The organism is Actinoplanes oblitus (assembly GCF_030252345.1).
GTDB lineage: Bacteria > Actinomycetota > Actinomycetes > Mycobacteriales > Micromonosporaceae > Actinoplanes > Actinoplanes oblitus.
Genome location: NZ_CP126980.1, coordinates 9,621,055 through 9,635,342, shown reverse-complemented (window position 1 = coordinate 9,635,342; position 14,288 = coordinate 9,621,055). Strand labels below are relative to the sequence as shown.

The window sequence follows — 14,288 nt, the reverse complement described above, 5'->3', positions numbered from 1 at the left end:
CGTCACCCACGCCTCCGCTCCGGTGCCGGCGGCAGGGATCGGAAGTAACGTCCATCACCGCTGTCAGCAGCGGGCACGTGGAATGTCCGGGCTGGTCCGGAGATACGCCCGCGGGCCCGGCGACCCCTGTTTCCCGCGCGGCGGCGCGCGTGCCATTGTGCGGATCACCTCCCGGTCCAGCGCGGTCGGCTGACGGGCTCGGGACGGGACCACCCGGTCGGGCGGTGACGCGGCGCCCGGTGGGCAGATGGAGCAGCGCGGAGAAGACGGAGCGAGGTATGCAGGGACGGGTGCTGCTGGGTCGCGAGACGGAGCGCCGTGTGCTGGCTGCCCTGGTCGAGCAGGCCGCCTCCGGGTCCGGCGGCGCGGTGGTCGTCCTCGGGGCCGCCGGGATCGGCAAGTCGTCGCTGGTCGCCGAGGCGGCGGCACAGGCCGCCCGCCGGGGCACCCGAGTGATCACGGCGGTGGGGGTGGAGTCGGAGGAGAACGTGCCCTGCGCCGGCCTGCACCAGCTGGTCCACCAGCTGCGAGAGGGGATCGACGACCTGCCGGGACCGCAACGTGCCGCGCTGCGCGGAGCCGTCGGGCTCGTCGACGAGGCCGTACCTGATCTTTATCTCGTCGGTCTGGCAGCGCTGACTCTGCTGTCGGACGCGGCAGGCAAGGCACCGCTGCTCGTGGTCGTCGAGGATGCCCACTGGATGGACCGCGCCAGCCTCGATGTGCTCGGGTTCGTCGCGCGGCGGATCGAGTCGGACCCCCTCGTCCTGGTCGTCGTCACCCGTGGCCTCGACGATCGGCTGGCCGGTGCCGGACTACCTGTGCTGCCCCTGAACCCGCTGACCGACGAGGTGTCCGGCGAGCTGCTCGACACCGTGGCCCCCGGCCTGGGGCAGCAGGTGCGGAAGCGATTGCTGGAGGAGGCGGCCGGGAACCCGCTGGCGCTGACCGAGTTGCCCGTCGCGCTGCAGTCGGTCGGTGGGGCGTACGCGCTCACCCCCGGTCCGCTGCCATTGACCGAGCGGCTGGAAAGGACGTTCACGGCTCGGGTCTCTCGTCTTCCGGTCGACACCCGGACGGTGCTGCTCCTCGCGGCCCTCAACGGTGACGGGACGATGGACGAGTGCCTCGCCGCCGCCACTCGGATGCTCGGAAGGCCGGTCGACATCGCCGCCCTGAGCCCGGCGGTCGGTGCGGGCCTGGTGGAGGCCTGGGGGATGGTCTTCAGACACCCGCTGGTCCGTTCGGCGATGCATCACGCCGCGACCGCCGCCGAACGACAGGCCGCACACGCCGCTCTCGCCGCCGAGCTCCAGGGGCAGCCCGACCGGCAGGCATGGCACCGCGCTGCCGCCACCTCCGGCCACGACGAGCAGGCGGCGCGGGACCTGGACTCCACTGCCGGCCGGGCCCTGCGGCGCGGCGGCGTGGCCGCGGCCCTGGCCGCGATGCGGCGGGCGGCGGAACTGACTGCTGATCCGCACGCTCGCGCGGACCGGCTGCTGCGCGCGGCCGAGCTGGCCCTGGAGTCGGGCCAAGGCGACGTCGCGACGCACCTGCTGGCTCAGGCGCGCTCGCTGGACCTTTCGGTCCGGGACCAGGGGCGCGCGGCCTGGGTCGGCATCGCGCTGATCGAGGGGGCGGCGCGGGGCGAGGGCATCGCCACCGCCGAGCTGGCCGAGCTGGCCGTCGGGATCGCCGCTGGTGGTGAGCCCGTGCTGGGGCTGCGCATGCTGTGGGGCGCGGTCCTGCACTGCTACTGGGGCGAGCCGGGACCGGCTGCCCGCCGGCGGGTCGCCGCCGCCGTCGGCCGGATGCCCGTGGACGCGGACAACGCCGACCTGGTGGCGCTGCGCGCCTACTGCGCGCCGGTCGAGCGCGGGCGAGCCGTCCTCGAGTCCCTGGCCGGTCAGCTCGAGCGTTCCTCCGAGGATGCCGAGGGAGACCAGCTCCTCGGGGGTGCCGCGGTGACAGTGGGTGCGCCGGCTCTGGCGAGCCGGCTGACGGCACGATCGCTGGACGTCCTGCGGGCGCGGGGCCGGTTGTCGATGCTGGCTCGGGCGCTCTGCGTCCAGGCAGGCAGCTCCGCGCGGCTCGGTGACGTACGCGCTGGTTCCCTCGCCGCCGAGGAGGCCGCCGAGCTGGCCAGCGAGACCGGTCAGCCCCTGGTGCGCGCGATGGTGCACGCCATCCGGGCGCAACTCGCCGCCGTCTGCGGCGACCCGCGGGTGGAGGCTTGGGCGGCGGAGGCGGAGCGCGCGGCCCTGCCGGCCGGCGCGCGCCCGGCCTTGGCGATCCTGCAGACGGCCCGCGGGCACGCGGCCCTCTGTCAGGGGCGCTACGGCGACGCGTTCGGGCACCTGCACCGCGTCTTCGACCCGGCCGACCCGGCTTTCCACCCGTGGTTGCGCTTCTACGCGCTCGCCGAGCTGGTCGAGGCCGGCGTACGGAGCGAGTCCGCGGAGGCGGTACGGGACATCCTGGAGGAGCTGACCCCGCTCGGGGAGCTGACTCCGTCCCCCGCCCTGCTCTGTGGACTGCGCCTCGGCCGGGCACTGTTGAGCCCGGCCGACGCCGCCGAGCCGCTCTACCGGGCGGCCCTCGCCGCCGTTCCCGTGGACTGGCCGTTCGAACGGGCGCGGGTGCAGCTCGCTCTGGGCGAGTGGTTGCGGCGTCAGCGGCGACCCGCGGAGTCTCGCGTCGTCCTGCAGGCCGCACGTGAGGTCTTCGACGCGCTCGGCGCATCGGCCTGGGCGGAGCGGGCGCGCCAGGAGCTGCGCGCCGCGGGTGCTTCCTCGCCTCGGCAGGACCCGGCCGCCGTCGACCGGCTCACGTCGACCGAGCTGCATGTCGCCCAGTTGGCAGCGCAGGGGCTGACGAACCGGGAGATCGGTGAGCGACTGTACGTCTCGCCCAGAACGGTGAGCACCCACCTCCAGCGGATGTTCCCCAAGCTGGGCGTGACCGCCCGCGGCGAGCTGGCGGGGGTGCTGCGCAGCACGATGACGTACGCCGAAGACGTAGCCTGACGGACGCGGCAGACCCGGTCTGTTCCCTAGGTTTCGTGCCATGCCCGGTTCGCACCCGGCGGACGGGCGGGAAGGCACACCATGGGGACCATCACCGTCGGCACCGAGGGCTCGACCGCCGTCGAGCTCTACTACGAGGACCACGGCTCCGGCCAGCCGGTCGTCCTGATCCACGGCTACCCGCTGGACGGGCAGTCCTGGGAGAAGCAGACCGATGCGCTGGTCAAGGCCGGCTACCGCGTCATCACCTACGACCGCCGGGGCTTCGGCCGGTCGAGCAAGACCATGACGGGCTACGACTACGACACCTTTGCCGGCGACCTGGACAAGGTTCTGACCCAGCTCGACCTGCGTGACGTCGTCCTCGTCGGCTTCTCGATGGGCTCCGGCGAGGTCGCCCGTTACCTCGGCACCTACGGCTCGGAGCGGGTGGCGAAGGCGGCGTTCCTGGGCTCGCTCCAGCCGTTCCTGCTGCAGACCGAGGACAACCCCACTGGCGTACCGCAGTCGGTGTTCGACGGCATCGCCGAGCAGGCCGAAGCCGACCGGTACGCCTGGTACGAGAACTTCTTCGTCGACTTCTTCAACACCGACGAGACGCTCGGGTCGCGTCTCAGTGAGGCCGCGCTGCGGGCGAACTGGGTCACCGCCATCGGCTCCGCGCCCGTGGCGGCGTACGCGTGCGTTCCGGCGTGGCTGACAGACTTCCGGGCCGATGTGGAGCGCATCGACGTGCCATCGCTGATCCTGCACGGCACCGCCGACCGGATCCTGCCGATCGACGCGACCGCCCGCGAGTTCCGGCGCCGCCTGCCCGGCGCGCGCTACGTCGAGATTGATGGCGCTCCGCACGGCCTGCTGCTGACGCACGCGGCCGAGGTCAACGCCGCCCTGATCGCCTTCCTCGAAGACTGAGAGCCGGGACATGCACATGCTCACGCACCGCGTCACGGTACGCATCACCGCTCTGCTGGCCGCGCTGGTCACTGTCGCCGGGCTCGCCCTTCTCGGCACGTCGACCGTCGTTGCCGCGCACCCGGCTGGTGGGCAGCGACCCACGATCGTCCTCGTCCACGGTGCCTTCGCGGACGGTGCCAGCTGGTCCCCGGTCATCGAGCGGTTGCAGCGGCGGGGCTTCACCGCTGTCGCCGTGGCCAACCCGCTGCGCGGAGTCCGCTCGGACGCCGAGGCCCTCGACGCGCGTCTCGCCGGCATCGACGGGCCCGTGGTGCTTGTCGGTCACTCCTACGGCGGTGCCGTCATCACCAACGTGACGGCACGTTCCCCGAAGGTGAAGGCGCTGGTGTACGTGGCCGCCTTCGCCCCGGCCGAAGGGGAGTCCGCGGCGGAGCTCGCCGCGAGCTACCCCGGTAGCACGCTGGGCGATACGTTGGCACCGGTCGCGCTGCCGGACGGCTCCAACGACCTCTACATCAAGCCCTCGCTGTTCCGGCAGCAGTTCGCGGCCGACGTTCCGGCGCGACAGACGGCTCTCATGGCGAGCACCCAGCGCCCCGTCCGGGACACCGCGTTGAACGAGGCGTCCGGCGAGCCCGCCTGGGCGGGCATCCCCTCGTGGTTCCTGCTGGCCGGCGCCGACAAGAACATCCCCCTCCGGGCACAGAAGTTCATGGCTGACCGCGCCGGTTCACGTGCCACCGTGACGGTCAAGGGTGCTTCGCACGCAGTCGCGGTCTCCCGTCCGGACGCGGTCGTCAAGCTCATCGTCCGGGCCGCCGGCTGACGCGTCCCGCGGTGCGCGGCAGGTAGCGCCCTGGTACGGCGATCCGTCGTCGATCGTCACGGGGGCCGGGGTGCGCCTGCCGCGGGCCGGGGAAGTGATCGAACCGGCGCACCGCGAGGCGGCGCGCCGATTGTGACATTCCCATGTCTCTCTGTTTACAGCGCTACCGGCCGGTCCTACAGTGCTCACAGGATTTTGTCGATCTTGGAGAGCTTCGTGGTGAGTCCGAGACGGCGCCCGGTCCGCGCCGCGTACGCAAGACATCTGCCGAAAGCTTTGGCCGCAGCGGTACTCGCCGCATCGATGCTGGCAGCGCCGGCCGCAAGCGCGGCCCCGCCGGGCGACGGGAAGCATCTGACGAGCCAGGTCGAGAAGCTCGATCGCGACGGCGGCGAGGTTCGCGGCCTCGGCTGGCCGACGCCGAAGCAGCCGGCGTACGCCGTACCCGAACCGGTGTGGCCGAAGGCCGGATCGGCGCGCGCCACGCTGTCGGCGACGGCCCGGCAGCGCGCCGGCGACTTGCCGGTGTCGCTGGCGCGAGCTCCCGGTTCCGCGCTGGCGGCGGTGGACGTCCAGGTTCTGGACCGGGCGAAGCTTCCCGCGCGCTGGCGCGACGGCATGGTCGCGCGCCTGAGCGTGCCGGCGGCCACGGCGACGGCCACGGCCATGAACACGGCCAAGACCTCGGACAAGGCGGCGGTCAGCGTCGACTATTCGGGCTTCCAGTACGCCTACGGCGCCGAGTGGGCGTCCCGCCTGCGGCTGTGGCGGCTGCCCGAGTGCGCGCTCACCACCCCCGACCGCGCGGAATGCTCGGCCACCCCGCTGCCGACCCGGCGCGAAGGAGCCTCGGTTACCGCGGTGACCCAGGCAACGACGCTGGTGGCGCTGGCCGCGGCCCCGGCCGGCGACTCGGGCGACTTCACCGCCACCTCGCTGGCGCCGTCGTCGACCTGGGCGGTGGGGCAGTACTCCGGGGCGTTCGAGTGGAACTACCCGATGCGGGTGCCGCCGATGCCCGGTGGCGTGGAACCGAAGATCAACCTTTCCTATTCGTCCTCGAGCGTCGACGGGCGGTCGTCGGCTACCAACAACCAGCCGTCCTGGATCGGTGAGGGCTTCGACTTCTGGCCGGGCTTCATCGAGCGCCGATACGTGGGCTGCTCCGACGACAAGGCGGACTCACCCAACAACCCGTCGCAGACCGGCGACCTGTGCTGGCGTTCCAGCAACGCGGTGCTGTCGCTGAACGGGACGGGCTCCGAGCTGGTGTACGAGTCCGGCAAGGGCTGGCACGCCCGCAGCGAGGACGGATCGAAGGTCGAGCGGCTCACCGGCGCGTCGAACGGTGACAACGACGGCGAGTACTGGAAGGTCACCGGCTCCGACGGCACCCAGTACTTCTTCGGGCAGAGCTCGGGCAGCAACTCCACCTGGACGGTGCCGGTTTACGGCAACCACTCCGGTGAGCCGTGCCACGCCACCGCGTTCAGTGACTCGGACTGTGAACAAGCGTGGCGCTGGAACCTCGACTACGTCGTCGACCCGCGCGGCAACACGATGTCGCTGTCGTACGCCAAGGAGACCAACCAGTACGCGGCCGAGGCCACCAGCAGCAAGAACGTGTCGTACGTGCGGGGCGGCACGCTGACCCGGATCGACTACGGCACCTGGGACCGGGGAAGCAGCGACCGCTCGACGACCCCGACCGCCCAGGTGATCTTCGAGTCCGCGGATCGATGCCTGGCCGACTGCTCGACCCACGACGGCTCGCACTGGCCGGACACGCCATGGGACCAAGAGTGCAAGGCCGGCGCGACGAGCTGCGACGACTACAGCCCGACTTTCTGGACCACCAAGCGTCTCGCCAAAATCACCACGCGGGTGTGGGACACCTCCGCGGCCACCCCGGCGTGGCAGGACGTGGACTCGTGGACCCTCGGGCACAGTTTCCCGTCGCCGGGCGACGGCCAGAAAGCCGGTCTGTGGCTCAGCTCGGTGACGCACACCGGTCTGGTCGGTACGCCGATCGCGATGCCGCCGACGACCTTCGACCCGGTGGCCCTCCGGAACCGGGTGCTGACCAAGACCAACACCACGAACAACTGGCAGCGCCTGGCCGCCATCCACACCGAGACCGGCGCGATCATCCAGGTCACCTATTCGCTGCCGGAGTGCACGGCGTCGGACCTGCCGTCCTCCCCGCAGAACAACACGAAGCTCTGCTTCCCGGTGGTCGGCCCGGATCCGTACTCGACCTCAGGTGGGGACATCACCGAGTGGTGGCACAAGTACGTGGTCAGGCAGATCACCGAGACTGACATCCAACTCGCCGACGGGCACCAGGCGCCGCCGAAGAACACCTATTTCACCTACGGCGGCACCCCGGCCTGGCACTACGCCGACGACGACGGGCTGAGCAAGCCGAAGTACAAGACCTGGAATCAGTTCCGCGGCTACGGCACTGTCGACGTCCAGGTCGGCGACAGCGCCAAGACACTGACGCGGACGACGTACCTGCGGGGCATGCACGGCGACAAGCTGGCGCCGACCGGCGGAGTCCGCAGTGTCACGGTGCCGGCGTCGGTCGGCTCCGAGACGGTTTACGACGAGGACCAGTTCGCCGGCATGATCCGGGAGCAGGTGATCTACAACGGCAGCACGAGCAAGCCGGTGTCCAAGATCGTCAACGTGCCGTGGCGGTCGGCTCCGACCGCGTCCCGCACGATCAACGGTGACACCGTCACCGCCCGCTTCGTCAATTACCAGACCGTCTACCAGAGCACGGCGCTCGGCGTGGACGGCTCTCGTGGCTGGCGGACGACAAGTACCACGAGTCAGTTCGACGACGCCTACGGCACTGTCGAGTCGCAGCAGGACAACGGGGACATCGCCAAGTCCGGTGACGAGAAGTGCACGACCACCGTCTACAACCGCAACGTCGCCAAGAACATCGTGACGCTGCCGCGGCGGACCACCGTCACGGCTCTACCGTGTGGCACCGCGCCGACCAGCGCGGACCACATGATCTCGGACTCGCAGCTGTTCTACGACGGCGCGACGGATCCGGCCACCGCCCCGGTCTACGGTGAGAACACCCGGGCCGACGCCCTGCGGAGCTGGACCGCCGCGGGTGGAACTGTCTGGCGGACGGTGGCGAAGACCGGCTTCGACGCCTTCGGCCGGGAGATCTCCGAGACCGACCTGCGGGGCAACACGAGCAGCATCGCCTACAGCCCGGCGACGGGCCCGGTGCTCAAGAAGACGACGACCACGCAGCAAGGCTGGGTCTCGAGCGACGAGCTGAACCCGTACTGGGGCTTGCCGTGGAAGGCTACCGACGCCAACGGCAAGGTCTCCGAGGCCACCTACGACGGGCTCGGCCGGGTCAGCGCGGCGTGGAACAAGGGCTGGTCGCGCACGTCCAACCCGAGCAAGCCGTCGTCGAAGTACGAATACGTGTATTCGGCGACCCGGTCGGCGTACCCGTACGTCAAGACCGAGGCGCTCAACGCCGGTGGCGGCTACACCGTCTCCTACAACATCCTGGACGGATTCCTGCGACCCCGGCAGACGCAGGCCGCGGCGGTCGGCGGTGGCCGGGTGGTGACCGACACGCTCTACGACGCCGCGGGCCGGGCCGAGACGACGTTCCAGGCGCACGCCGAGCCGGACAGCCCGTCCGGAACGCTGTGGTGGGAACCGGACTGGTCCGTGCCGGCGCAGACCCGCACCGTCTACGACCAGGCCAACCGGGCGACCGCCAGCATATTCCTGTCCGGCGACGGTGTGACGAACGTGGTCGAGCGCTGGCGGACCAGCACCACGTACGAAGGCGACCGGACCACCGTGGTGCCGCCCACCGGCGGGACGGTGGAGACCAAGATCGTCGATGCCGACGGGCGTACCGTCGAGCTCCGGCAGTACAACAGCGCGCAGGGCTCGGCCGGCACGTACTACCGCACCACCTACACCTACAACGCCAAGGACGAACTGGCGGCGGTCGCCGACGACGCCGGCGACGCGTGGACCTACAAGTACGACATCCGCGGCCGCCTGATCGAGTCGAAGGACCCGGACAAGGGCCTGACCAGGTCGGGTTACACCGATTACGACGAGCTGCAGTACACGATCGACGCGAACGACCAGATCCTGGTGTACGCGTACGACGCGCTCGGTCGCAAGCTCTCCACCTCGGACGGCTCGCTGGTCAACGGCGTGCCGACGGCGACCACCAAGCGTGCCGAGTGGGTCTACGACAAGCTGTACACCGGCGTCACCGTGCGTGGGCAGCTCACCCAGAGTCTGCGGTACGTGGGCGCGGACACTTACAAATCGCAGGTACGCGGATTCACCGACCGCGGTCAGCCGACGGGCGTCAACTACGTGATCCCGGCGAGCCAGACCGGACTGGCCGGTACCTACGTCTACGGATTCGGGTACTCGCCGTACACCGGACAGCCGACCTCGATCAGTTACCCGGCCGGCGGTGGGTTGCCGGACGAGGGCGTGACCACCGGCTACGACGCCACCACCGGCCTGCCGACCACGCTCACCTCACTCTGGTCGTCGACCGGGACGTATGTCGCGGGCCAGCAGTACACGTCGTACGCCGAACCGACAGTCACCACGCTGAAGACGGCGGGGGGTGTCTACACCGAGCAGAACGTCTCCTACGACGTCTACACCCGCCGGGTGGACACCGTCACCGTGAAGCCGGAGACCGCCACCGGCACCGTCTCGAACGTCAAGTACAGCTACGACGACGCCGGCAACATCCTGGGCCTGGCCGACACGCCGCAGGTGGGCGTCGCCGACTACCAGTGTTACGGCTACGACGCCCTGCGCCGGCTGACCACGGCGTGGACGCCCGCGACGGCGGTCGACTGCAAGACCGCGACACCGTCTGTCGCCGGCTTGGGCGGCCCGGCGCCGTACTGGCAGGACTGGACGATCGACCGGCTGGGCAACCGCACCAAGGAGGTCTCGCACGCCGCGACGGGCGACACCACCCGCGACTACACGGTGCCGGCGCCGGGCGCCGACGTGGTCCGCCCGCACGCGGTGACCGGCATGACGACCACCGTGCCCGGCCAGAACCCGGTCACGGTGAGCTACGGATACGACGCGAACGGCAATACGATCGGCCGTCCCGGCACGTCGGGGACGCAAACCCTGACGTGGGATCCGGAGGGCCACCTCAGCACGGTCAGCGAGGGCGGTAACGCCGTCGAGACGAACGTCTACGACGCGGACGGGAACCGGCTGATCCGCCGGGACGCCACCGGGGCCAGCCTCTTCCTGCCCGGCATGGAGATCCGCCGGACCGGAAGCGGCAGTACCCCGGCCCTGTCGGCGACCCGGTACTACACCTTCGGGGATCGGCTGGTCGCCAGTCGTACCAGCTCCAGCACCAGCTCCCTGACGTGGCTCTTCAGCGACAACCAGGGCACCCAGCTGACCGGTGTCAACGCCGCTACGCAGCAGGTCACCATCCGGCGGCAGACGCCGTACGGCACGCCTCGCGGCACCGCAGCCGCCTGGCCCAACGCGCGCGGTTTCGTCGGCGGGGACAACGACCCGACCGGGCTGGTCCATCTGGGTGCCCGGGACTACGACCCGGTGCTGGGCCGGTTCATCTCGGTCGACCCGGAACAGGATCTGAACGATCCACGGCAGTGGAACGCCTACGCGTACGCCAACAGCAACCCGATTCTCTTCGCCGACCCGGACGGCCGGATGGTGCCGGCGGAACCGAGCGGGCCGACCGGCGGATCGAGTTCGGTCGACGACCTGCGCAGCCTGCAGCGCGAGGTGCAGGAGATCAAGCGCCGCGCCGCGAACAAATGGCTGTCCCGGCAGGTGAATCTCCGGCACGAGGCCGCGGTACAGGCCGCCGCGGCCAAGATCCGGCGGCAGGTGAAGGCCATGGGCGGAAACCCGAACCGGGTCATCACCACGTTCCGGTACCCGAACGGTTGCAAGTTCCACAACGGCGAGTGCGACCACGACGGCAAGCCGGACATCGTCTACATCGACGACGACACCGACACCATCTACTTCTGGGAGGTCAAGTCGATCGGTCAGACGGCCAAGGCGGCGAAGGAAGCGAAGGGTTACGCGCAGACGCTGCGGCAGTGGGGCCGGTTCAGGCACGTCCGGGCCGGGTTCGCCCTGGAGAACGAGGTGTTCGCCGGCGTGCCGGGCAGCGATGAGATCGTCATCGTCTGGAACGGCACGCGGCCGGGTGCCATCCTCTACCGGACCGCCCGGCCGAAGAAGGATCCGGCCGCTCAACCGCAACCCGTCCCGGCCGAGCAGCCGCAGACCGCCCAGCAGCCGCAGACCGCTCCCCAGCAACAGACCGTCCCGCAGCAGCAGACGGCGCCGAATTGCGGGGCACCGATGGCGGCGCTTCGCGGCGGCGGCTGCAACGACTACGGCGTGCCGAACGGTGGGTACTCCGGACCGTTCGGAGTGCTGCCCCTGCCCGGGGGCGTGTCGGTCTGCGTGCCCATGCCGGTGCCCGTCTGTGTGTGATCAGCGCTGACGACGCCGATTGCCGATCCGGCTACTCTCCGTGGCTGGATCCGGCAATCGGCGTCGTGTGATAGATGTTGGCTTCCCGAACTTGGAGAAACCATGGCGAAGGCAGTCCTGACCGCATGTGCGCGGATTCTCGGCGCGCACCTGGCCGAGTTCGGATTCGAGCCGGACCGCTATGTCTTCCGCCGTTACAACGCGGCCGGCGACGCGATCCTCGTCGATCTCCAGCCGCACACCTCGTTCTCCGGCGAGACGCGCTTCTACGTCAACGTGGCTTTCCTGCTGGCCCCGGTCTGGGAGTGGGATCGGCAGCGCTACCACTACCCGCCGGCGAAGCGGCCGGACACCTCGCACGGGAGCTGGTTCGACCGAGTGAATCCCAGTGACGCCGAGGACGATTTCGGGCAGTGGGTGATCGAGGACGGGTCCGAGACCGAAGCCGTGGCCGGGCGGGTGTTCGCCCGCCTGCGGGAGCGGCTGGCCGACATGCTGCCCTGGCTGGACCGGGATCATCTACGCCGGGTGGCCGGCGATCGTGACGTGCTCGGATACGCGGCGGAGCAGGTCAAAGCCTGGCTGCTGGCGGAGGGCGGCACCTCGGAGGAGTTGCGCGAGATCCTCTTCGGCTCCAGCTCGCCGGATGCCGCTGAGGTACGCGACGTCGACCGCGCCATCTGGGAATACGCGCGACGGCACGACGGATCCTCAGCGGTCCGATAGCCGGGCCGGCTAAGCGCCCGGCGACAGGCCGGTCAGCCGCTCCGGGGTGACCAGCGGCCGGAGGTCCACGCCGTTGCGCGCGGTGAAGACCAGCAACCGCTGCCGGCGGTCGTGGCTGAAGACGACCTCGCAGTCGAGGTCCACCCGGCCCGCCGCCGGGTGCGACAGCGACGTGGTCTCCTGACGGCAGAGGCGTACCTCGTGGTTGTCCCACAGCCCGCGGAACTCGGCGCTTCCGGTCAGCAGGGCCGCGATCATCTGCTCCGCCTCGGCGGGATCGGGTTCCAGGTCCGCCGCGGCCCGGACGGCGGCGGCGTAGGTCGCGCTCTGGGCGGCGTGGATGTCCGCCGGATAGATGGCGCGCTCCTCCGGCGTCATGAACCACCGGAAGTAGCCGCTTCGAGCCAGACCCGTGTAGTGGGTCTGATCACCGAACAATTCCAGGGCCAAGGGGTTCTGCAGCAGGGTGTGTGCCAGGTTCGACATGACCATCGCGGGGTTGCCGTCGAGGGCGTGCAGCACTCGGCGGAGCCCCGGATCGACCCGGTCGAGGTCGGCTGTCTGCTGCGGCGGGTTGTGGCCGATCAGGTGAAAGAGGTGATCGCGCTCGTCGATGGTCAGATCCAGCGCCCGGGAGAGCGCCGAGGCCACCTCGGGTGACGGTCGCGGTCCGCGCCGCTGCTCGAGCCGGGTGTAGTAATCGATCGAGATGTACGCGCGCTCGGCGACGTCCTCGCGCCGGAGACCGCGGGTCCGGCGGCCCGTGTGGTGAGCGGGGGTGAGCGCCGCCCGGCGATGTCGCAGAAAGTCCGCCAACTCGTCGCGCTTCACCAGGTGATCTTACGACGTGACCTCGCCCGTCTCCGTGTTGTGCCCGCCTGCCAGGGATCGCCGATCCCTGGCAGGCCCCTGCCTCCCATGCCACCGTTCGGTGTCTTGCGGATGAGGAGAGGTCGAGTTGGGGCTCAGGGTGCACGTGCCGGCTGCGATGGTTCACGGTGATGTGGAGCAGGGCTACGGCCCTGTCGCGGACGCGTTCCGGCGCAATTTCGAGCAGGGAAAGGAGATCGGCGCGGCCTGTGCGGTCTATCACCACGGCCGGAAGGTGGTCGATCTGTGGGGCGGCTATCGCGACGGCGTGGCCCGCGAGCCGTGGCAGCGCGACACGATGGTGCCGGTCTTCTCCACCAGCAAAGGCGTGTCGTCCATGGCGGTCGCGGTCCTGCACGCACGCGGCCTGCTGAACTACGACGAGCGGGTGGCGGCCTACTGGCCCGAGTTCGGCGCGGCCGGCAAGGCGGACATCACCGTACGTCAGCTGCTCTCCCACCAGGCGGGGCTGCCGGTGATCGACCGCCCGCTCCAGCTGCGCGACCTGTCCGGCTCCGAGGTGCTGGCAGCGGCGCTGGCGGAGCAGCGGCCGGCCTGGACGCCGGGCGAGCGGCACGGCTATCACGGCCAGACGCTCGGCTGGTACGAGAGCGAACTCGTCAGCCGGGTCGACCCGCGGGGCCGCCACCTGGGACGGTTCTTCGCCGAGGAGGTGGCCGCGCCACTGGACCTCGAGTTCCACATCGGCCTGCCGGAGAGCACCGATCGCAGCCGCCTCGCCCGGATCCACGGTTTCCGGACCTGGGAGATGATGCTGCACGTCAACGCGATGCCGCCGGCTTTCGCGGGTGCGTTCGCCAACCCGTGGAGCCTGACGGCGCGAGCGTTCCAGAACCCGCGGGTGCTCGGCGTCCCGGAGAACATCAACCGTCCCGACGTGCAGGCCGCGGAGATCCCGGCCGTCAACGGCATCGGCCAGGTGCGATCGATCGCACGGCTCTACGGCGAAGCCGCGTCCGGTGGCGCCGGGCTCGGTCTCACCGCGTCGACCCTGGAGGCGTTGAAGAGCCCGGCGAGCACGCCGTCCCGGGGACTCGCCGACCAGGTGTTGCGCCTGCCCACTCAGTACTCGTTGGGATATGTGAAGCCGTTCCCGGCGTTCCGGTTCGGCTCGGCCTCCGGTTCGGCGTTCGGCACGATGGGGCTGGGCGGCTCGTTCGGCTTCGCCGATCCGGACACGGGCGTCGGCTTCGCCTACGCCATGAACCGGCTCGGCTTCCACCTGTGGGACGACCCGCGCGAGGTGGCGCTGCGCGAAGCGCTGTTCGTCGGTGTGCTCGGCGAGATGCCGCAGCGACCCGACACCGCGAAGGGCCGCACGCGTCTCGGCTGGGGTCACCGGCGAGGACGCTGAACGA

Annotated in this window: 7 protein-coding genes; 6 read left to right on the top strand and 1 reads right to left on the bottom strand. The window is 70.5% G+C overall.

Going from position 1 to position 14,288, the window contains the following annotated elements; all coding sequences use genetic code 11:
- Positions 1-278 precede the first annotated feature (278 nt).
- The 5 genes from Actob_RS43025 (at position 279) to Actob_RS43005 (ending at position 12,039) form a co-directional block, all read left to right on the top strand.
- Complete coding sequence (locus Actob_RS43025; RefSeq protein WP_284917695.1) at positions 279-3,029, top strand: ATP-binding protein; 2,751 nt, start codon at positions 279-281, stop codon at positions 3,027-3,029.
- A gap of 81 nt (positions 3,030-3,110) precedes the next feature.
- Complete coding sequence (locus Actob_RS43020) at positions 3,111-3,944, top strand: alpha/beta fold hydrolase (RefSeq protein WP_284917694.1); 834 nt, start codon at positions 3,111-3,113, stop codon at positions 3,942-3,944.
- 16 nt (positions 3,945-3,960) lie between these two features.
- The gene (locus Actob_RS43015) at positions 3,961-4,773 is read left to right on the top strand and encodes an alpha/beta fold hydrolase (RefSeq protein ID WP_284917693.1); all 813 of its coding nucleotides are present in this window, start codon (positions 3,961-3,963) and stop codon (positions 4,771-4,773) included.
- A 303-nt stretch (positions 4,774-5,076) separates the two neighbouring features.
- Entirely contained in the window at positions 5,077-11,313 is a 6,237-nt protein-coding gene (locus Actob_RS43010) for an RHS repeat-associated core domain-containing protein (protein WP_284917692.1), read from the top strand.
- A gap of 102 nt (positions 11,314-11,415) precedes the next feature.
- Positions 11,416-12,039, top strand: a complete 624-nt coding sequence (locus Actob_RS43005; protein ID WP_284917691.1) for a DUF4304 domain-containing protein — start codon at positions 11,416-11,418, stop codon at positions 12,037-12,039.
- A 9-nt stretch (positions 12,040-12,048) separates the two neighbouring features.
- On the opposite strand, the gene Actob_RS43000 is transcribed toward Actob_RS43005, so the two are convergent.
- Positions 12,049-12,870, bottom strand: coding sequence for a helix-turn-helix transcriptional regulator (locus Actob_RS43000; RefSeq protein ID WP_284917690.1), 822 nt, complete (start codon positions 12,868-12,870; stop codon positions 12,049-12,051).
- Between the two features lie 157 nt (positions 12,871-13,027).
- Between Actob_RS43000 and Actob_RS42995 the strand changes: the two genes are divergently transcribed.
- Positions 13,028-14,284 carry a serine hydrolase domain-containing protein gene (locus Actob_RS42995; protein WP_284917689.1) on the top strand — a complete coding sequence of 419 codons (1,257 nt, stop codon included), beginning with the start codon at positions 13,028-13,030 and terminating at the stop codon, positions 14,282-14,284.
- Positions 14,285-14,288 lie beyond the last annotated feature (4 nt).

Bases quoted from the DNA above. Each gene is read 5' to 3' on its own strand.
- Actob_RS43010 (WP_284917692.1), top strand. From the start codon at position 5,077: ATGCTGGCAGCGCCGGCCGCAAGCGCGGCCCCGCCGGGCGACGGGAAG.
- Actob_RS43020 (WP_284917694.1), top strand. From the start codon at position 3,111: ATGGGGACCATCACCGTCGGCACCGAGGGCTCGACCGCCGTCGAGCTC.
- Actob_RS43015 (WP_284917693.1), top strand. From the start codon at position 3,961: ATGCTCACGCACCGCGTCACGGTACGCATCACCGCTCTGCTGGCCGCG.
- Actob_RS43025 (WP_284917695.1), top strand. From the start codon at position 279: ATGCAGGGACGGGTGCTGCTGGGTCGCGAGACGGAGCGCCGTGTGCTG.
- Actob_RS43005 (WP_284917691.1), top strand. From the start codon at position 11,416: ATGGCGAAGGCAGTCCTGACCGCATGTGCGCGGATTCTCGGCGCGCAC.
- Actob_RS42995 (WP_284917689.1), top strand. From the start codon at position 13,028: ATGGTTCACGGTGATGTGGAGCAGGGCTACGGCCCTGTCGCGGACGCG.